The sequence below is a fragment of the Bacillus sp. B1-b2 genome, assembly GCF_009183415.1.
Taxonomy (GTDB): domain Bacteria; phylum Bacillota; class Bacilli; order Bacillales; family Cytobacillaceae; genus Niallia.
This window is the reverse complement of the sequence record NZ_WEHU01000006.1, coordinates 1-20,967: the sequence shown is the minus strand read 5'-3', so window position 1 is coordinate 20,967 and position 20,967 is coordinate 1. Positions and strand designations below refer to the sequence as shown.

The 20,967-nt window shown below is 35.6% G+C and carries 18 protein-coding genes; 11 read left to right on the top strand and 7 right to left on the bottom strand.

Annotated elements, in window-relative coordinates:
* Positions 1-128: 128 nt before the first annotated feature.
* Positions 129-878, bottom strand: a complete 750-nt coding sequence (hemQ, locus tag F9279_RS07320; protein WP_152112147.1) for a hydrogen peroxide-dependent heme synthase — start codon at positions 876-878, stop codon at positions 129-131.
* Positions 879-1,155: 277 nt separating this feature from the next.
* Between hemQ and pta the strand changes: the two genes are divergently transcribed.
* On the top strand, positions 1,156-2,133 hold the full coding sequence (gene pta / locus F9279_RS07315) for a phosphate acetyltransferase (RefSeq protein WP_152112146.1): 978 nt from the start codon (positions 1,156-1,158) through the stop codon (positions 2,131-2,133).
* Positions 2,134-2,442: 309 nt separating this feature from the next.
* The gene (locus F9279_RS07310) at positions 2,443-3,288 is read left to right on the top strand and encodes a biotin/lipoate A/B protein ligase family protein (protein WP_152112145.1); all 846 of its coding nucleotides are present in this window, start codon (positions 2,443-2,445) and stop codon (positions 3,286-3,288) included.
* A 907-nt stretch (positions 3,289-4,195) separates the two neighbouring features.
* Here F9279_RS07310 and F9279_RS07305 read toward each other — a convergent pair.
* The gene (locus F9279_RS07305; protein ID WP_152112144.1) at positions 4,196-5,014 is read right to left on the bottom strand and encodes an RsfA family transcriptional regulator; all 819 of its coding nucleotides are present in this window, start codon (positions 5,012-5,014) and stop codon (positions 4,196-4,198) included.
* A 442-nt stretch (positions 5,015-5,456) separates the two neighbouring features.
* Here F9279_RS07305 and F9279_RS07300 point away from each other — a divergent pair, with 442 nt between their 5' ends.
* The 3 genes from F9279_RS07300 to F9279_RS07290 all read left to right on the top strand — a co-directional run bounded on the left by F9279_RS07300 (position 5,457) and on the right by F9279_RS07290 (position 7,915).
* Positions 5,457-5,681, top strand: coding sequence for a DUF1450 domain-containing protein (locus F9279_RS07300; RefSeq protein ID WP_152112143.1), 225 nt, complete (start codon positions 5,457-5,459; stop codon positions 5,679-5,681).
* A 188-nt stretch (positions 5,682-5,869) separates the two neighbouring features.
* Positions 5,870-7,171, top strand: a complete 1,302-nt coding sequence (locus F9279_RS07295; RefSeq protein WP_152112142.1) for an HD domain-containing protein — start codon at positions 5,870-5,872, stop codon at positions 7,169-7,171.
* 240 nt (positions 7,172-7,411) lie between these two features.
* Positions 7,412-7,915 carry a YwgA family protein gene (locus F9279_RS07290; protein ID WP_152112141.1) on the top strand — a complete coding sequence of 168 codons (504 nt, stop codon included), beginning with the start codon at positions 7,412-7,414 and terminating at the stop codon, positions 7,913-7,915.
* A 122-nt stretch (positions 7,916-8,037) separates the two neighbouring features.
* Here F9279_RS07290 and F9279_RS07285 read toward each other — a convergent pair whose 3' ends face one another.
* A complete protein-coding gene (locus F9279_RS07285; RefSeq protein WP_152112316.1) occupies positions 8,038-8,223 on the bottom strand; it encodes a 2-hydroxymuconate tautomerase in 186 nt (61 codons plus the stop codon).
* 217 nt (positions 8,224-8,440) lie between these two features.
* On the opposite strand from F9279_RS07285, the gene F9279_RS07280 reads away from it, so the two are divergent.
* The 3 genes from F9279_RS07280 (at position 8,441) to F9279_RS07270 (ending at position 11,952) form a co-directional block, all read left to right on the top strand.
* Complete coding sequence (locus tag F9279_RS07280; RefSeq protein WP_152112140.1) at positions 8,441-9,079, top strand: site-2 protease family protein; 639 nt, start codon at positions 8,441-8,443, stop codon at positions 9,077-9,079.
* A 23-nt stretch (positions 9,080-9,102) separates the two neighbouring features.
* Complete coding sequence (locus F9279_RS07275; protein WP_152112139.1) at positions 9,103-9,612, top strand: YwhD family protein; 510 nt, start codon at positions 9,103-9,105, stop codon at positions 9,610-9,612.
* Between the two features lie 417 nt (positions 9,613-10,029).
* A complete protein-coding gene (locus F9279_RS07270) occupies positions 10,030-11,952 on the top strand; it encodes an endonuclease MutS2 (RefSeq protein WP_152112138.1) in 1,923 nt (640 codons plus the stop codon).
* Positions 11,953-12,007: 55 nt separating this feature from the next.
* Here the strand turns inward: F9279_RS07270 and F9279_RS07265 are convergent, their stop codons facing one another.
* Complete coding sequence (locus F9279_RS07265; protein ID WP_152112137.1) at positions 12,008-14,074, bottom strand: transglycosylase domain-containing protein; 2,067 nt, start codon at positions 14,072-14,074, stop codon at positions 12,008-12,010.
* Positions 14,075-14,326: 252 nt separating this feature from the next.
* Here F9279_RS07265 and speE point away from each other — a divergent pair, with 252 nt between their 5' ends.
* The 3 genes from speE (at position 14,327) to argS (ending at position 17,607) form a co-directional block, all read left to right on the top strand.
* A complete protein-coding gene (gene speE / locus F9279_RS07260) occupies positions 14,327-15,154 on the top strand; it encodes a spermidine synthase (protein ID WP_152112136.1) in 828 nt (275 codons plus the stop codon).
* A gap of 324 nt (positions 15,155-15,478) precedes the next feature.
* On the top strand, positions 15,479-15,931 hold the full coding sequence (locus F9279_RS07255; RefSeq protein WP_226793349.1) for a DUF1934 domain-containing protein: 453 nt from the start codon (positions 15,479-15,481) through the stop codon (positions 15,929-15,931).
* Between the two features lie 5 nt (positions 15,932-15,936).
* Entirely contained in the window at positions 15,937-17,607 is a 1,671-nt protein-coding gene (gene argS, locus F9279_RS07250; RefSeq protein ID WP_152112134.1) for an arginine--tRNA ligase, read from the top strand.
* Positions 17,608-17,647: 40 nt separating this feature from the next.
* Here argS and pstA read toward each other — a convergent pair whose 3' ends face one another.
* The 3 genes from pstA to F9279_RS07235 form a co-directional block, all read right to left on the bottom strand.
* On the bottom strand, positions 17,648-18,565 hold the full coding sequence (gene pstA / locus F9279_RS07245) for a phosphate ABC transporter permease PstA (RefSeq protein ID WP_152112133.1): 918 nt from the start codon (positions 18,563-18,565) through the stop codon (positions 17,648-17,650).
* Positions 18,562-19,449: a phosphate ABC transporter permease subunit PstC gene (pstC, locus tag F9279_RS07240; RefSeq protein ID WP_152112132.1), complete on the bottom strand. Its 888-nt coding sequence runs from the start codon at positions 19,447-19,449 to the stop codon at positions 18,562-18,564. The genes pstA and pstC overlap by 4 nt, the downstream gene beginning before the upstream one ends.
* A 161-nt stretch (positions 19,450-19,610) precedes the next feature.
* The gene (locus F9279_RS07235) at positions 19,611-20,510 is read right to left on the bottom strand and encodes a phosphate ABC transporter substrate-binding protein PstS family protein (RefSeq protein WP_152112131.1); all 900 of its coding nucleotides are present in this window, start codon (positions 20,508-20,510) and stop codon (positions 19,611-19,613) included.
* Between the last annotated feature and the right edge of the window lie 457 nt (positions 20,511-20,967).

The following is a 20,967-nucleotide window of genomic DNA, read 5'->3' as shown; positions in this document are numbered from 1 at the left end:
TTGTTCAAATAGGCTTTGCTCACTAACTAATCCTATGAACGAGTAGAATAAGTTATGACAAGTTGATGAAAATAAAAATAAAAATAAAAACGAACGGTTTTGACAACCATTCGTTTTTATAAAAGTTATTAAACATGTAAATAGGAAGAAATAGAATCGACTTTTAAGATATTTCCTACAAAGAAAGATCCGAAATCTCCATAACGAGCGCTAACTTCATCAAAGCGCATTTCATAAACAAGTTTCTTGAACTGAAGTACATCTTCAGAGAACAGGGTAACTCCCCACTCATAATCATCAAACCCAACTGAGCCAGTAATGATTTGTTTTACTTTTCCAGCATATTGTCTACCAATCATACCGTGGCTGCGCATTAGGTTTCTGCGATCCTCCATCGGAAGCATGTACCAGTTATCTTCGCCTTGACGGCGTTTATCCATAGGATAGAAGCAAACATATTTAGCCTCAGGTAAAGTAGGATATAATCTTGCTTTAACATGAGGATTTTGATAGGGATCCTCGTCAGAATCAGAAGGAAGGTAATTACTTAATTCTACAACAGATACATAGGAGAATGCAGGTGTTGTGAATTCTGCTAATTTTGTTTTATTAAACTCTGTTTCTATTTCATTTAATTCTTCCATTGTAGGGCGTAACGTCATCATCATAAAGTCCGCTTTTTGACCCACAATTGTATATAATGCATGACTACCTTGTCCGTTTGTTTGAACAGTTGTCCATTTTTCTAATAGAGTTAAAAATTCTTGTATTGCTTCTTGTCTTTCCTCATTAGAAATCATCTTCCAAGTTGTCCAATCAACTGTACGAAAATCATGAAGGCAATACCATCCATCTAATGTTTTTGCTGCTTCGCTCATTTATTTATTCACTCCTTGATACCTTAATAAAGTCTCGTTATAAAGTTACTATATCATAGTTTCTCCAGAATCAAGTGAATTAACCCTTAAGACAAATATGAACATTTTGTGTCAATATTAAATAGTGCTAATTATCGGAACAAGTATAAGTAATAGCTTACATGGGAATCTTCTTATATGTACAAAAAATAGTAGAAAGAAAGTACCCTTTATTTCTTGAAATTTTATGCTGGAATAGTATGCTAGTAAGTGTACATAAAAAGGAGGAAATAATATAATGAGTGATTTATTCTCGGGTTTAAAAGAAAAAGTAACAGGTCAAAATTTAAAAATCGTTTTTCCAGAAGGGTTAGATGAAAGAATTTTAAAAGCTGCTGGTCGTTTAGCAGAAGAAAAAGTTTTAACTCCTATCCTGATTGGAGACATTGAAGAAATTCAAACTAAAGCGCAAAACTTAGGGGTATCTCTAGAGAACGCTGAAATTTATGATCCAAAAAAATATGCGCAATTTGATGCTCTTGTTGCTTCATTTGTTGAGAGACGTAAAGGAAAAGCAACAGAAGAAGATGCTCGTAAAGTATTATTAGATGAAAACTACTTCGGTACAATGCTAGTTTATGCTAACCAAGCAGACGGTTTAGTAAGTGGTGCTATCCATTCAACAGCTGATACAGTGCGTCCAGCATTACAAATTATTAAAACGAAGCAAGGAGTTAAAAAGACTTCTGGCGTATTTATCATGGTTCGTGAAGATGAAAAATATGTATTTGCTGACTGTGCAATCAACATTACTCCAGATAGCCTAGATTTAGCAGAAATTGCAGTAGAAAGTGCAAAAACGGCAAGAATGTTCGATATAGATCCTCGAGTTGCTATGCTAAGCTTCTCTACAAAAGGTTCTGCAAAATCTCCTGAAACGGAAAAAGTGGAAGCTGCATTAGCAGAAGCTAAATTAAGAGATCCTTTATTAGTAATTGACGGAGAATTCCAATTTGATGCAGCGTTTGTTCCGTCTGTAGCAAAACAAAAAGCTCCAGATTCTCCTATTCAAGGTGATGCAAATGTATTTGTATTCCCAAGCTTAGAAGCAGGTAACATTGGGTATAAAATTGCACAAAGACTAGGTAACTTTGAAGCAGTTGGACCAATTCTACAAGGATTAAATGCACCAGTAAATGATCTATCTCGTGGATGTAACGAAGAAGATGTTTATAAATTAGCTTTAATCACAGCTGGTCAAAGTTTAACAAAATAATTTTGTTAGTAACGGGTGACAGTAGAGCTATCTAGCTTCTATTGTTACCTTTTTTATTTTCTATAAAAGCTATTGCGCTTTAAAGTTAGCAAGGAAAAAGCTCGACATATCAAATTTGCAAGAATGCGTTATTCTCTTTTCAAAGAGTGTAGAAGGACATAAAGCAATAATCTATATAATATTTAATAGGATATCTTTTGAAAATGATCTATTTCCGCTATAATAATTCATTATTAAAGGAAGTATAGATACTATCAAGTTCCTTACCTGATTTAAGGTAAATGATAGTTTGAAAAAGGAGCAAAATGGATGATTAGCTATGCTAGTTTGTTAAAACAAGAAAAGTGGCGTCTGATTGATCAGTCGACAACCGGCTTACATGTATCTCCCTTACATTCTTTTGGGATGGATGATACGCTATGTTCATCAGTTGGTAGTGGCTTAGCACCAGCAACTGCAAGAACATGGGTTCATGAGAGAACGATTGTATTGGGGATACAAGATACAAGACTTCCCTATTTAGAAGAAGCTTTACATTATTTAGAGGATAAAGATTATCGCTATATTGTTCGTAATTCAGGTGGTTTAGCAGTTGTTTTAGATGAAGGAGTGTTAAATATCTCTCTTATCCTTCCTGAACAAGATAGAGGAATTGATATAAACAGTGGCTATGATACAATGTGGGATCTGATTAAGCATATGTTTAATGAGTATGGAAAAGAAATTGAGGCAAAGGAGATCGTTGGCTCCTATTGTCCTGGTAGCTATGACTTAAGTATAGATGGCCAAAAATTCGCTGGAATATCGCAAAGGCGACTTAGAAATGGAGTAGCGGTACAAATTTACCTTTGTGTTAGTGGAAGTGGTAGAGAAAGAGCAGAGATTATAAAAGAGTTTTATCAGCAAGGAGTGCAAGGGAAAACAACGAAATTTGAATATCCTGTGATTGTACCCGAAGTAATGGCCTCCTTATCTGAGTTACTTGGAGTTTCGTTAACAGTCGATCAGGTGATGACAAAGCTATTATTGACTTTAAAAGACAATGCTGAGTTTCTCTATGCTGATCATTTACAAGAAGAGGAAATTCCGTTATTCGAGTCCTATTACCATCGAGTGGTTGAGAGAAACGAGAAAATCTTACAACCTTTTCGATAAAAACCGAAAGAGGATCCTTTAGAAATTCCCCATCAGCTGGGGTTTCAAAAGAATCCTCTTTTACATCGAGAATCGTTGCCATAATCTCCACTTTATTATTTTTTTATATGAACTATTTGCTCTAATCTAGCTCCAGGTGCCCAGCGGCTGATGAACTTCCCGCCATCTCCCTACGATAAGTCAACATCAGCTCACTATGTTCTCTGTGTTTCCTATATCTCTCAGTCGAGTGGCAGTCCAGTTCCCACGCCGCTAACCGGGCACCCTCCACATTTCTATAGAATCTAGCTCCAGCGCCTAGCGTCTAGCAAACTTCCAGGTGTCTTCCCTACGATAAGTCAACATCAGCTCACTAACGTTCCCTGTGTTTCCTATATCTCAGTCGAGTGGCAGTCCAGTTCACACGCCACTAACCGGGCACCCTCCGCATTTCTATAGAATCTAGCTCCAGCGCCTAGCGTCTAGCAAACTTCCAGGTGTCTTCCCTACGATAAGTCAACATCCATTCACTAACGTTCATGGTGTTTCCTATATCTCAGTCAGAAACCCTCCAGTTTGTACGCCGCTAAACAGGCACTTCCGCTTTTTATCAAGTGTTGTCTAGCTCCAGGTGCCCAGCGGCTGATGAACTTCCCGCCATCTCCCTACGATAAGTCAACATCAGCTCACTAACGTTCCCTGTGTTTCCTATATCTCAGTCGAGTGGCAGTCCAGTTCACACGCCACTAACCGGGCACCCTCCGCATTTCTATAGAATCTAGCTCCAGCGCCTAGCGTCTAGCAAACTTCCAGGTGTCTTCCCTACGATAAGTCAACATCCATTCACTAACGTTCATGGTGTTTCCTATATCTCAGTCAGAAACCCTCCAGTTTGTACGCCGCTAAACAGGCACTTCCGCTTTTTAGGTTACTCTGCGACTTTTTCTAGGTTTCCGTTTCGGTCCATTTTGAATTTGGTTGTGCGTTCGTCTTCTTCTAGGAGAACAAGTTTTCTAGCTCTATTCATGATTTTCATGAGTGTCTCGTAATCTTCTTGCATCATTTCAGAATTGTTTTCTAGATGATTTAATTTATCTTCTAGTTCTCTATTACGGCTTCTTATAGTGGCTAGTTCTCGTTTTAATCTTTCATTCTCACTTTTTAGTATTTCTAGCTGTAAAGGAGCATTTCGTAGGTTTTGTAAATAGGAAAGTACGGAATCTAAATCTAGGTTTCCTGATTGCTTGATAGAAGCTGGAATCATGGTTGGTACTGGCGAATCCCATTCTACATTCTCTATACTTTCTGTAGGCTGTTCATTTTCTATAATCTCTTCTTCTTGTGGACTATTAACATGGGAGTTTAACTGTTCTACTACTTCCATAGAATCTAACTCCAACATATCCATAGAACCCATTTCCATATTAGTAGAAACAGTAAGTACTTCTAAATCATCCGCTGTAGGAACTGGTGGTGAATATAATAGTTTTTTCTTTCCACCTTGATCTTTTCCTAATATACGTTGTCTTTGCTTTCTTTGTTTTTTTGCAAGTTGAAGCGCTTTCTCATATTGGTGTCGAACAACTGCATTCCAGCGAAATCCACAAGCTGCCGATGTTCTGTTAAGCTTATCCCCAACTTCTTCAAAAGCATTTAATTGAGTACTACCTTCCCGTACATGTCTTAGAACGGTTTCTGCTAATAATAAATCATTTTCTTCTGACCATGCGTCTTGTCTTACTTTCATTTCATACTCAACTCCCAATTCTAACGATAAATAATTCTTTCTAATATCATCATGTCCAGAAGCTTTTCCCTTTATACAATAGAAATACAAGGATAGTAGATTTTTTTATAGATTAGAAAGGATTGAAATGAAAAGATACAGAGTATGAAATAAAACAGCGATTAGTAAGTGCTACTCATGTAAGACAGAATTCTTTCTGCTAGTATTAAATCATTAAGGTAGTTTCTAATAAACCATTAGTTTTTTCCATTATGGGAAATGGTTTGAAACTAGGTTTTCCCACAAATATATGCAGTTTAGACAAACATTTGACAAAAGTTTGCATCTTGCAATGCTAATAGAGAAGGGGTAAAATACCATATAGTAATGAAGAGAATGATGTCGATTAGTAACAAGTCGATAACATATATGGAAAGCATAGATAGAAAGGGTTGTCCCGCGAATGGCAAACGAATTTCGAGTTTGCGACGATTGTCAGGCTGTTAACTTAAAAACGTTAATTCCCCGTTTAAAGCAAATAGATTCAGAAGCAAAGATTGATATAGGGTGTCAATCCTATTGCGGACCTGGTCGTAAGAAAACATTTGCTTTTGTTAATAATCGTCCACTTGCTGCATTAACAGAAGAAGAGTTAATGGATAAAATTAATGTTAAATTGAAGAAATAATAGGCAAATCTATTATTTGCGTAAAGAACAGAGGAGTTTCTAATAGATAGTTATTTTATGGAGAGATAGTACGTTTTCCTTTTAAAATGCCTATAAGGAACCCTCTTTTTCTGTCTTTAGAATATGGATACAAACCTGTCAGAATATAGATTAAAATATAAAATCAGTGAAAAGAGAGTGGGGAAAAGATGTCATATTCTATGGAAAAACTAAACGAAGAGAAAGTGTTTAAAGATCCAGTACATCGCTATGTACATGTTCGTGATCGTGTAATCTGGGATCTAATAGGCACCAAAGAATTCCAACGACTAAGGAGAATAAAACAGCTTGGTACTACTTATCTCACATTTCATGGAGCAGAACATAGTAGATTTAACCATTCCCTTGGAGTATATGAAATAGTTAGAAGAATTGTTGATGATGTGTTTCAGGGAAGAGAAGAGTGGAATAATGAACAAAGGTTATTGTCGTTATGTGCAGCATTATTGCATGATTTAGGACATGGACCCTTCTCTCATTCTTTTGAAAAGGTTTTTGATCTAGACCACGAAGAGTTCACTCAAAAAATAATTCTAGGTAACACAGAAGTCAATCAAGTCCTTTCTAATGTAGAAAAGGATTTTCCAAAAAAAGTGGCAGAGGTCATCGCAAAGACATCAAAAGAAAAATTGGTAGTTAGTTTAATTTCTAGTCAGATTGATGCCGATCGAATGGATTATTTATTAAGAGATGCTTATTTTACAGGTGTTAGCTATGGGAATTTTGACATGGAGCGTATTTTGCGTGTCATGCGACCAAGAGAAGACCAAGTAGTAATTAAACAAAGTGGTATGCATGCTGTCGAAGATTATATTATGAGCCGCTATCAGATGTATTGGCAAGTATATTTCCACCCTGTAACAAGAAGTGCTGAAGTAATACTTACGAAGATTCTACATAGAGCAAAGCATTTGCATGAGCAGTTTTACTCCTTTAAATATGATCCTATCCACTTTTATTCCATATTTGAAGAAGAAACAAGCTTAGAAGATTACTTGAAATTAGATGAAGCAATTATTCTTTATTACTTCCAAATGTGGCAAGAAGAAGAAGATGCAATCCTAAGAGATCTTTGTCGACGCTTTATGAATAGAAATCTATTTAAATATGTAGAATTTGACCCAGCAAAAGAGTATAAAAAACTACAGGAATTAATGGTTTTATTCCAAAAAGCAGGATTAAATCCAGACTACTATTTAGTGGTAGACTCCTCTTCCGATCTTCCTTATGATTTCTATCGACCAGGTGAAGAAGAAGAAAGATTGCCAATACATCTACTAATGAAAAATGGGGATATTAGAGAGCTTTCTAGGGAATCAGGAATAGTGGATAGCATATCAGGGAAAAGGCGTACAGATCATAAGCTTTATTTTCCAAAAGATGTATTAAAAAACGATAGTTCAAAAAGTAAGATCAAAAAACAAATACGTGAATTATTAGATATTCAATAGATAGATGATGTTCTATAGTAGAAGGTTGTTTATTGTTTATAGATAGAGCTTATTTTAATAGAACAATTGGTTTTTGGGGATATGAGGAAATATAGTGGATAAAGGCTTGAGAGGGACGACAGACAGCAATTTTTAGAGTCATACAGCCACACCACCTAAATACAGCTTGTAAGAAAGGAAATCAAATACAACAACCATACTATAATAGTTAGGATTATAAGGAGTAGGAGATGAACGAATGTGTTAAAAGATCATGCTAAGGTTATGAATGCAATTGCTGCCTCTGGGGAAATTATTGGACGAAAAAAGCTACAAAAAATGATATATATTGCTAAAAAGTTAGATTTTCCTTTTCATGAAAAGTACCAGTTTCATTTTTTTGGACCTTATTCAGAAGAATTAACTTTAAGAGTTGAAGAATTGTGCAACATGGGTTTCTTGAATGAAATTAAGGAAAAAAAGGGCGGATATTTTCAATATCGTTATACGTTAACAGACAATGGTAAGGAATTTTTGTCACTAAATGATGTGGAGATGCCATCACTCTCCCCATGCCTAGAGGATATGAATGAACAGAGCTCAAGATTTCTTGAACTTGTATCTACTGTATTATTCTTTGATAGCTTACCAAAAGAAGAAGTGGTAGAAAAAGTATTTACATTAAAAGCAAAGCAGAAGTATTCGAGTGAAGAGATAGACTCGGCTTATGACTATATTGAAAGATTAAAAGAGAAGATTCATTAAATGTTATGGGGGAGTAGTTTATAGAAAAGGTTCCTTCGTATCCATTCCTTTTGTATAATAATACTGCCCTTTTTTATTATAAATAAGTGCCTAACCTAAGTGGTTAGACACTATATCATCTATTATTGATCACTTAAGCGTTTACCAGCAACAGCATAATGATTTTTCTGCATTTCTTCAATGAATACAACAATTTTTTCTTCTGGTGCCCCAGTAGTTTCTGAAACTGCTGCGGTCACTTTTTCTACTAGTAGCTTTTTTTGTTCTTCGGTGCGACCCTCTAACATTTTAACCGTAATATATGGCATCATTATTACCTCCTAGCTATTTGATAGTAGTTTTTCATAGTTTAGGACAAAGTGCAAGTAGTAATTGGTGAATTTCACGAGATTGTTAAAAGTATCTTGATGTAATATACTTTCTCCATTTCTCGGAAAGTTCCTTTCTAAAACAATATCATGTATAATTTTAGGAGGAGTGTCTCTTAATAAAATATAGAAGTGGTTATAGAGGGGAGCATAAAACTTGTTATTCACGCAAAATCTTGTAAATCTACCTTATATTATTATATCGATTATAATTGGATTTACTTTACATGAATTCGCACATGCCTATGTTGCATATAAGTTTGGAGATCCAACTGCCCAAAAAATGGGGAGATTGACGCTTAATCCTATTGCACATATTGACTTGATAGGAGCAATTTTTATTTTACTTGCTGGATTTGGGTGGGCAAAACCTGTTCCGGTTAACCGTCATTACTTTAAGCGTCCAAAGTTAGCAGGTATTTTAGTATCACTTGCTGGACCTGTTAGTAACTTATTGCTTGCCTTTCTAGGCTTTCTAGGCTTTGCTATTTTGCTTAAACTCGGTGTGCCTATGGGAACATCATTTGATTTATATCCTTTCTTTCAAATATTTATACAGATGAACTTGTTGCTTTTTGCCTTTAATTTAATTCCATTACCTCCTCTAGATGGCTATCGGATTATTGAAGACCTTGTTTCATCAAGAGTCAGAGCTAAAATGGCTAAATATGAGGTTTATGGTTCTATATTATTTATTGTTCTTATAGTAACAGGGTTATCTAATTACACTATTTTTCCTTGGATTAGTACGGTTCAATCCTTCTTTATCCAAGTGTTTAATCAATTATTATTTTAATTCATAAAAAAGGAGCTATGAAGGTGGAAGAGAAAAAAAAGAAATCAGTTGGATTTAATATTATAAAAAATGATCCTACAGATGGTCATAAAGGCTTCGGTGTAGGTAGTTTAAGTTTAGAAAATGTATCACCTGTAATGATAGATGTAGAAGCAGGTGAAGCAACAATAGAAGTAGGCGCTATGCATGCAAGAAGTGCTGTTGAGAAAGGAATTAAATTTCTTCGCACTAAGGAAGAGGTTCCGAATGGAAAACTCTATTGGCTAGTTTGGGTAACAATTGATCGCAAGTTAGAAGGACCTTATTATGCAGGTGTTACAGCTTGTGAAATGACTGTCGATCGTTCTATAAGAAGAGGCTATAAGTCTTTGCCTGAACATGTGAATAGAATGGATAAAAGTATGAAGAGACATATTATGGTCGATTTTATGGATGATAAATCGAAGAAAATTCTTGCAGACTTTTTAATGAATCATGATCAGCAATTATGGGATAACTCAGAAGAAAAGCTGAAAACAGATTTATTAGGTTAATTGTCAGAAAATCTTGACAACATAAGAAGGAAATGGATAAACTAAAGAGGAAATATAAAATAATTAGCCCTTTTAAAGGAGAATGTTTTATGAGTGTGAGTATTCTTAACTAACCGTTAATTTTATACGGCCTTGAAGAAAATGACTAAAAATCGGTTCATGACCGGTTTATTAAGCATGGATTTTCAAGGATGTTAAGAATACGCCTCATAGCATACATCATATATGTAAAAATAGCTATGGCATATTTGTCATAGCTATTTTTAATTTATGAAATAAAATCTGACATTTATGAAAGGAAGTCAGATGTTGCTAGCCGTCATGAGCGCTTATTCATGGCGGTTTTTTGCGTTTAAAAACAGCACTGTCTAAAACACAACCTTTAAAAGGGAAAATAAGTATTGGAGGAATAGCAGATTGAATGAACAAACTTTTGATGTATTAGGATATAACCAAATATTATTGGAGATTGAGGCCTTTGCAAAAACAGGACTAGGTAAAGAAACGATAAGAAAGCTCAAGCCTATGCAGGATAAATGGAGAATGGAACAATCGTTAAAGGAAGTAGAAGAAGCTATAAAAATTCTAGGGATTTCTAGTAGTGTACCTATTCATACATTAGATGAAATGCTAACTTCTATAAATCAAGCAAAGAAGGGGACCTATTTAAGAGCAGATCAATTTACCTTTGTCATCTCCTTCTTAGAGCATTGTATGAAGCTTAAGCAATTTATGCGAGATAAGGAGTTTGTAGCTCCACATGTAGCATCATATGTGGAATCTATAGCCGATGTAAGCGAGCTTACAGCCGAGCTTTCTAGATGTATACGACATGGTGGATTAGATGACTATGCTTCAAGTGATCTATCTTATTTAAGAAGGCAGTTAGCTATAACATTAGAAAAGGTTAAAGAAAAGGCAAATCAACTTGTAAAATCCAAGAAATATACAGCATATCTGCAAGATACTAATATTTCAGAAAGAAATGGTCACCTAGTAATTTCAATTAAAAGAGAGTATCGTTCTAAAATTCAAGGAAGAGTCTTGGATACTTCTTCTTCTGGCGCAACTGTATTTATGGAACCTCTTGAACTAGCTGATATGCAATCAGATATAGAAATGATGAAGCTTGCGGAGGAGCACGAAGTAGAAAGAATCTTGTATGAGTTAACAGAGAAGCTGCTAGAACATGAACAGGTGATTCATGTAGCAATTGAAACCATGCATCATTATGATGTTCTTTTTGCAAAAGCAAAGTATAGCAAGCTAATAGATGCAAGTATTCCTTCTATTACAGAGGATTATACTATGGATTTAATAGATGCAAGACATCCCTTGCTTGGTCAAAAAGCAGTACCACTAACAATTAAATTTGGGGAGGAACATCGAGCCTTAGTTATAACAGGGCCAAATACAGGTGGGAAAACAGTTACCATTAAGACGATTGGATTATTAACTATGCTTGGTCAGAGTGGTTTACCAATCCCAGCAAAAAAAGGGAGTAAGATTGCTAACTTTCAACATATATTTGTAGATATTGGAGATGGGCAAAGCATGGAACAGAATTTAAGTACCTTTAGCTCACGTCTAGTTAACATTATTGATATATTAAAGCAGACAAATGACCGCTCCCTTGTCCTATTAGATGAGCTTGGATCTGGAACGGATCCAGGAGAAGGAATGGCTCTTGCTATCGTCATTTTAGAGCAACTATATGAAAAAGGTGCTACCTTGTTTGCAACTACTCACTATAGTGAAATGAAGGAGTTTGCAGATGAAGCAGAGGGGTTTTTAAATGGTACAATGGAGTTCGATTTAGAAACACTACGTCCAACGTATAGGTTATTGCTAGGACAAAGTGGAAGAAGTCAGGCGTTTGAAATTGCGAATAAATTGGGGTTGCATCCCTTACTTATTGAGAAAGCTCATAGAATAACCTATAAAACAGGTAAAAGCTATCATGGTGATCAAGATCTAAAAGAGCTGGATTTTGCCCAACAAATCGCAGTGAATAAATATGCAAGAAAGAACCTGAATAAACTGGAGAAAGAAAAGCGTAGCACCTTTCATCAAGGGGATACGATCATTCTTACAGAAACAAAAGAAATTGGGATAGTGTATAGTGGACCAGATGAAAAAGGGAACTATATAGTGCAGGTACAAAAAGAAAAAAGAAGTGTTAATCATAAAAGAATTCAGCTTTATATTAAAGCAGCGGAGTTATATCCAGAAAACTACGACTATGATATTGTTTTTAAATCAAAGGAATATCGCAAACTCCATAATCAGCAAAAAAGAAAGCATATAAAGGATGTTTGGTTAGAGGATAGTGAAAATTAAGACAAGAAAAGGTACTACCTATGCTCTCAAGAAGAGTATGGTAGTACCTTTCACTTCACCATGAGAAAAAGCGCTTATACCAAGGTACTTTCTCTGTTGGATTTTCCTTCTTTGGTGCATCAGAAGTAGAATCATCTTTTGGTAAATCTGCACAGAATTCTGTTGGAACAGTGTCTTTTGTAAAGTACACCATTCTTTTTGTGTCACAAGAATTTGCGGCTAGTTTTCCGCTATTTGGATCGATATAAACACCAACCGTTCCATCCGTAGGTTGAAATCCAATGATGGGTTCATCTTTTAAACTGTCTTCCATAAAATTGGCCCATACCTTTTTTGCATAGGTTTTATCTGCTGCAAGTGTAATTGGTTCTCCTTGGTCATAACCTGTCCACACAGCGGAAACAAGCTGAGGGGTATACCCAATCATCCAACTATCAGAATTGGTAGATCCTGATTTACCAGCATAAATTCTAGTTAAATTCTTATTGATAGTGCTTCCTGTAACAGAGGTGTAGCCATTTAATCCTGAATCAAACATACCTGTCATCATATGATTCATGACAAAGGTTAAATCTGGATCCAATATCTCTTCTTTATTAGGTTTATATTCATAAATTGTTTCCCCTTCGGAAGTTTCGATCTTAGTTATAAAAACAGGAGAAACCTTATTCCCACCATTAGCAAATATACTATATGCATTAGCCATATCTATCACCCTAACGTTAGAGGTACCAAGTGCAAGGGATGGAACATTTTCTAATTCTGTTGTTAGTCCAAATCTCTCGCCAGTCTTTACCAATGTTTCTTCCCCTAAGAACAAATGGGTTTTTACAGCATAAACATTGTCTGATAAAGCAAGAGCCTGTGCCATTGTAATGTCCTTTTCAGCATATTTATTATTAAAATTATGTGGTGTATAAGGTTCGCTTCCATCCTCAAATCGGAAGGTTGTTTTCTCACTACTCATCATAGTAGCTGGTGTAAAGCCGTGCTCCATTGCTGCGTAGTATAGCAATGGCTTAATAGTAGAACCAGGCTGTCTCACAGCTTGTGTTGCCCTGTTAAAAGGACTTTTATCATAATCTTTCCCACCAACTAGCGCTTTAACATAGCCCGTAGAAGGATCCATTGCAACAAAGCCTATTTGTATATCACTATTCTGATCAATTGTATATTTTACCGTCTTTTCCGCTATTTTTTGTTGCTCTGTATCCAAAGTAGTGTATACTTTTAATCCCCCCAACTGAATCGTTCGATCATCAAGCTGAAGCTGATCTTTTAGAATACTCTTTACTGTATCTTGGAAATAAGGAGCAATTTCCGTATTGGCATTAGGAAACTTCCCCACATAAGTAAGCTCTTCCTGTATCGCTTCTTCTTTTTTCTGTTCATCAATATAACCATTCTGAAGTAGTGTTTGAAGAATAATATCCTGTCTCTCCAGTGCGTTTTTACTAGAAAAGAAAGGAGAATATACACTTGGACCCTTTGGAATACCAGCAAGCATGGAGGCTTCTGAAAGGGTCAATTCAGATGCCTTTTTACCGAAATAATACTGACTAGCAGCCTCTGCTCCGTATGCACCATGACCATAGTAAATGGTGTTAATATAGCCTTCGAGAATTTCTTCTTTTGTATAAAACATTTCTAGGCGCATGGTATAAAATGCTTCTTCTAGTTTGCGTTTCCACGTTTTATCATGCTCTAAAAATAGGTTTCTTGCATATTGTTGTGTGATCGTACTAGCGCCTTGTACTTTAGCCATTGCTTTTATGTCAGCAATAATTGCGCCACCAATTCTTTTATAATCAAAGCCATGGTGAGAATAAAAGCTTTTATCCTCAATGGCAACAGTAGCATCAATTAAATAGGGACTAATATCATCTAGAGAAACCCAGTACCGTTTTTCTCCGTTACTACTTTCTCCTATAATACTACCGTCATCAGAATAGTAGAGTGTGGACTCAGAGACAGTTAGTGCTGGTGGCCCTAATGTACGTGCATATACATATATACCGATAAAAATGATGCTAACGGTTATCATGAAAAGGAGACTTAAAATAATAAATAACCTTATATATTTTCCAGGTTTTCTTAATCGATTTTTTGCTATGACTTCCAATGCATGACACCTCCTAGGTTGTTACACGATACGTGGTTTTGTATAAGCACATAGTACAGATAACAATAGTATGTGGAAAAGGTTGGATTTTTAAACATAATGTGGAGGGATTACTGTAAATCTTTCATGGAGATAGAAACTTTTCGTTTGTACTATTCTTAATTGGGAAGAATAGTACTAGTGGTAGTTGAATGGATAAATGGGAAGATAACCTTAACCGTAGCGCAAGCGGAATGAATAGGAGGTAGAAAGATGGGTATTTGGTTTACAGAAAAACAAACAGATCATTTCGGGATAACCATGAAGATTAAACGCACTTTACATACGGAGCAAACAGAATTTCAGAAATTAGAGATGGTAGAAACGGCAGAGTGGGGGAATATGCTTCTGCTAGATGGAATGGTCATGACAACTGAACGCGATGAATTTGTCTATCATGAGATGGTTGCACATATTCCACTGTTTACACATCCTAATCCAGAAAATGTACTAGTAGTAGGAGGAGGAGACGGAGGTGTTGTTAGGGAGGTGCTAAAGCATCCGACAGTAAAGAAAGTGACTCTTGTTGATATAGATGGCAAAGTGGTGGAGTATAGTAAGAGATATCTTCCGGAAATAGCTGGAAAGCTAGAGGATTCTAGAGTAGAAGTAATAATAGATGATGGTTTTATGCATATTGCAGATAGTGATAATCAATACGATGTAATAATGGTAGATTCCACTGAGCCAGTTGGACCAGCAGTAAACCTATTTACAAAGGGGTTCTATGCTGGAATAGCAAAAGCTTTAAAAGAGGATGGTCTATTTGTTGCACAATCAGATAACCCTTGGTTTAAAGGTGACTTGATTAAGACTGTGCAAAAAGATGTAAAGGAAATTTTCCCTATTACAAGATTATATATAGCTAATATTCCAACATATCCAAGTGGAATGTGGGCATTTACCATAGGTTCTAAAGTTTATGACCCATTACAGGTTCCAGATGATCGTTTTGAACAATTGGATACTAAATACTATACCAAGGAACTCCATAGAGCTGCGTTTGTATTACCAAGGTTTGTTCAAGATCTATGTGAGTAACTTTTCCAATTGTTCAAGTCAAGGTAAAAGCAACAAGCAGACAATCATTCCATTGTGTTATAGACAAATGTATAGCCAGTAGAAAACGATTCGATTGTTAAGGATCCTTTTCCAAGGTTTCACTTCTCGTCTATAGAATGCAATGGAATATACCTATATCCTTATTCCGAAATGATGAAGTACTTAAAATCACCTTCGTAAAATAGCCTAAGAAACAAAATCATGGAGAATATTTATAGAATCCAGCATTCTCTTGCCTCGCCTCCTTGCACTTCCTCTCTAAAAAATTTATACTTATAAAGTTACACAGTAAATGAAAAGGGAGTGTTGTCGTTGTCTAGAGAATCAGCGCAACAGGTGCCTGTTAAAATACATGTTACAACTAAGATTTATAATGGTAAGAACAAGGATAGTATTGAATGGGTAGGGTTTGGCCAATACCTAGAGAAAGATTCTAGTAAATATATTAAATATGAAGAAATAATAGAAGAAGGCACGATTAATACCATTGTAAAGATTTCTGAAAAAGAGGGATTAATACTTCGTAGTGGAGCAGTTAAAATGAGATTGCCTTTTCTTATTAATAAAAAGAAAATAGGTAGTTATGAAAGTCCATATGGAGTGTTTCAGTTAATAACAGACACAAAAAGGTTAGAACTTGAGTTAGAGCAACAACAGCAAAACACGGGGATATTTGATGTTTTATATGATTTAAATATGCAAGGATCCAATAATGGAACATATCACATGACCATTTCTTTTAAGGAGGAGAAATAGAGAGTATGAATATCGTAGAACAAATGAAGGATAAGTTAAAGGAAGAAATTAAGCAAAGCGTTATAAAAGCAGGCTTAGCTACGGAAGAACAAATTCCAGAGGTTGTACTAGAATTACCGAAGGAAAAGGCACATGGTGACTATTCCACTAACATGGCTATGCAGTTAGCAAGAGTGGCAAAGAAAGCTCCTAGAATGATCGCAGAAGCAATCATTGAAAATTTTGATCAAAGTAAAGCATCTATTGAAAAAGTAGAAATAGCAGGACCTGGTTTCATTAATTTCTATATGAATAATAGTTACTTATCAGAATTAGTACCAACTATTTTAGAAGCAGGCGATCACTATGGTGAAACTACAGTTGGAAACAAGGAAAAGGTACAAGTCGAGTTTGTATCTGCTAATCCTACAGGAGATTTACATTTAGGACATGCCCGCGGAGCAGCAGTAGGGGATTCTTTGTGTAATATATTGGGGAAAGCGGGATATGATGTATCGAGAGAATATTATATTAATGATGCTGGAAACCAAATTAACAACTTAGCATTATCAGTTGAAGCACGTTATTTCCAAGCTTTAGGTATGGAGAAGGAAATGCCACAAGACGGGTACCATGGTGAAGATATTATTGGTATAGGAAAGAAACTTGCTGAGGAGCATGGGGATAAATATGTCTCTGTAACAGATCAAGAGCGTTTTGATTTCTTCCGTGAATATGGACTTCAATATGAAATGGAAAAGCTGAAGAAAGATTTAGAGGATTTCAGAGTACCATTTGATGTTTGGTATTCAGAAACTTCTTTGTATCAAAATGGCAAAATTGATGTTGCTCTAAATGCATTAAAAGAAAATGGTTTTATTTTTGAACAGGATGGAGCTACATGGCTACGTTCTACTGATTTTGGGGATGACAAAGATCGTGTTTTAATTAAGAATGATGGATCTTATACATATCTGCTTCCAGACATTGCTTATCACAAAGATAAGTTAGAAAGAGGCTTTGAAACATTGATTAATGTATGGGGTGCAGATCACCATGGATATATTCCAAGAATGAGAGCAGCAATTCAAGCTCTAGGATATAGAAAAGAAGCATTAGAAGTAGAAATCATACAACTCGTTCATCTATATAAAAATGGCGAAAAAATGAAGATGAGTAAACGTACAGGTAAAGCTGTTACGATGAGAGATTTAGTAGAAGAGGTTGGTTTAGACGCTACTCGCTATTTCTTTGCAATGAGAAGTGCAGATACACATCTTGATTTCGATTTAGATCTTGCTGTATCACAATCAAATGAAAATCCCGTTTACTATGCTCAGTATGCACATGCACGTATTTCAAGCATTCTAAGACAAGGAAAAGAACAAGGCTTAGAAGTTTCAAGCAATCTAGATATTTCTTTCATTACGGCAGAAAAAGAGTTTGATTTATTGAAGAAGCTAGGAGAGTTTCCACAGGTTGTAGGAGAAGCAGCAATAAAACGAATTCCACATCGTATTACTAACTATATTTATGATCTAGCTTCTGCATTCCATAGTTTTTATAATGCAGAGAAAGTACTAGATTTAGATAACTTAGAAAGAACAAAAGCACGTTTAGGCTTAATTAAAGCAACGCAAATTACATTGAAAAATTCTTTAAGTTTAATTGGCGTCTCTGCACCAGAAAAAATGTAATAAAAAAGGTAGCCGCTTGGGCTACCTTTTTTATTGTTTATTAAGCTGCAACATTCTTCTTTTTGATTTTGCTTGTACCTTTTAGACGCTTATCAATGATATTAGCCAATAGACGAGCGATAACATTGAAAAGTAATACCATCACGATTAGAACAGCAGCAGATCTAGTAGCGATTAAAGCAGCATCTGGAACAATACCCTCTGAGTTTAATTTCCAGATATGGACAGCTAATGATTCTGCTGGTCTGAAAATATTAAAAGGATTCATTGGGCTATCGATGGATGCAGCAGTTCTAAGCATAGGAGTAGTTAGTCCTGCTGTGTAAATAAGTGCAGCTGCTTCTCCAAAAATACGGCCTGCTGCTAAAATAATACCAGTAATGATTTGTTGTAGTGCAGCTGGAAGTACTACCTTCACCATCGTTTGCCATCTAGTTGCACCTAATGCAAGACTTGCTTGTTTAACTTCTGTAGAAACAGAAGTAATGGCATTTTCACAAACCCTAGTTAAACTTGGAAGATTTAAGATGGTAATAACTAATGCTCCACCAATTAAGGTATAACCCCATCCGGAAAAAGTTACAAAGATTAACAAACCGAATAGTCCAACAACAATGGAAGGAAGGGAAGCCATTGTTTCAATACATAAGCGAACAAAGTTTAAGAATTTCCCTTGTTTTGCATACTCTGCTAAGTAAATACCTGCACCGATTCCTAATGGTGTAGAAATAACAAGCGTAATTACTAGTAAATAGAATGAGTTAAATAATTGCGGTCCAATACCTCCACCTGGTTGTGTGTTACTAGGTCTACCAAAGAGGAAAGAAGGGTCCCAGAATCCCCAACCTTTTACAAGAATAGTACCTACTAGAAATACTAGTAATGTTACTACAAAGAATGCAATAGCGTAGAAAACGCCTGTCATTATTTTATTAGTTAATTTTGCGTTGTTTTTCATCGTGCATCTCCTTTTCTTCCAACTGCTCTAATAATCAGAATAAAGAGGAAGGAAATGAGTAATAGAATCATTGCAAGTGTCCATAAAGCATTATTCCAAGCAGTTCCATTGATCGTGTTTGCCATATCCATTGTTAAGATACCCGTTAGAGTAGAGGTAGGGCTTGTCAAAGCATCAGGAAGTTTAATGGTATTTCCGATAACCATCTGTACAGCTAAAGCTTCCCCGAATGCTCTAGCTAGCCCTAAAACAACACCTGTTAAAATTCCTTTATTTGAAGCAGGAACAATTACTCTCCAAATAGCTTGCCATCTAGTAGAACCTAGACCATAGGAAGCCTCTAAAAATTCAATAGGAACAGTTTTAATGGCATCATCAGCAAGACTTGCAATAGTAGGTAGTATCATAACGCTTAGCACGATGATACCAGCAAGTAGGCTAAATCCAACTCCTTCAAAATGATTACGTAAAAATGGCACGATAATAGTAACACCTAGTAAACCATAAACAACTGAAGGAACTCCTACTAATACTTCTAAAGAAGGTTTTAATACTCTTGCTCCGAATCTAGGTGAAATATGATTCATAAAGATAGCAAGTGCAATACCAATTGGTGTGCTTATTAACACGGCTCCGATAGAGACAATAGTAGAGCCACCAATAAATACTAATGCTCCATAAGAACCATCTTTTGGAGACCAGTTGGTAGAAGTTAACATTTCTAAAACGGATATATCACTCTGAATAAAGGATTGGATACCTTTTTCACAGATAAAGATGATAATCGCTAAAGTGATAGCAACAATTAAGATACCACAAAATGTAACAAAAGCTTTACCGATATATTCATCTCTAAAATAATTAATTTTACGTTGCTTATTCATTTTTATAAAAGCCCCCTTAACCTTTAGCTAAAAAGCAAGAAAGGGCTGTCTCAGTAAGAACCAGCCCTTCTTTGATATACCTAGTCAATAAAGAATTTATTATAGATAGGTTTGAGCGGCCCAAATCCCCATAATGAGACAGCCTTTCAAATATTTAATTATTATTTGTCTAATTCAGACATTGGGATATAACCCATTTCTTCAACTGTAGCAGCGAAGTCTTCACCAGAAACGAAATCGATATATGCTTTAACAGCACCTTCTGGTTCACCATCAGTAATCATGTATTGGTAAGCCCAGAATTTATAGTCACCAGAAGCAATGTTCTCAAGAGTTGGTTCTACATCATTAATTTTAAGAGTAGTTAAGCTTTCTGCTTTGTCACCAACAAGGTAAGACATAGCTAAGTAACTGATAGATCCAGGAGTAGAGTTAATAGCTTGCTCTACAGCACCACTCGAATCTTGTGCAGTACCGATACTGTCATCAACAGTAACATCACCCATTACTGTATCTACAAATGTAGCACGAGTACCAGAAGAAGCTGGACGGTTAATTACATTAATAGGAGCATCTTCTCCACCAACTTCACTCCAGTTTGTAACTTTACCAGAGAAAATATCTTGTAATTGAGCATCTGTTAAACTATCAACAGTAACATCACTATTTACAACTATTGCAAATCCGATACCTGCAACTTTATTATCAACAAATTGATCTACTTTTGATTGGTCTTCTAATTTATCAGCAGCAGGAACGTCAGAGTTACCGATATCAATAGCTCCAGCAGCTACTTGGTTTACCCCTGTACCACTTCCTCCACCTTGAACTGTAACACTTAGGTCAGGATATTTTTCTAAAATTTCATTAGCTGCCTCTTCCGCAAGTGGTTGAAGAGCTGTTGAACCAGCAGCAGTTACTGTGCCAGAGATTTCTTCTGTTTTTGTATCATCAGTTGATGAAGTGTTTTCGTTTGTAGAATCATCTGAGTTTCCACAAGCTGCTAATGCACCAGTTACTAATAATGCTGCAAATGATAACTTTAAATTTTTAAATTTCAATTTCTTGACCTCCAAATAAGATTAATTTTTTATGTGTCTTTTTATTGGAACAAGCTTATTATATCTTTGAAGTTTTAATGTTATGTGAATCTATTTTTAAGATAATGTAAAGTTAAGCTGGGGAATAATACAGAAAAATGGCGAATAATAGTGAATATTAGGGGGAAAGGGAGTTTTTATTTACAATTTCTTTACAATTGACTCTTGTTATACAAGAGGAATATTGTAAGTTTAGACACTGTTTATACTGATAGATCGTGCATTTCCTAATAGAAATTGGATTGTAAAGGAGAGCTTATTGTTTCATTAATATTTTTTCTAAATCATGTACATACACTAATGTCGCATAAATAAGTTTTGAATTTTCTGTTTTTGTTTTTCCCTCAAAAAGAGAAAGAACGAAAACATTAAAACGAAGGTAGTAAACATCCATTTTTTTACTATAACTTTTGACGAG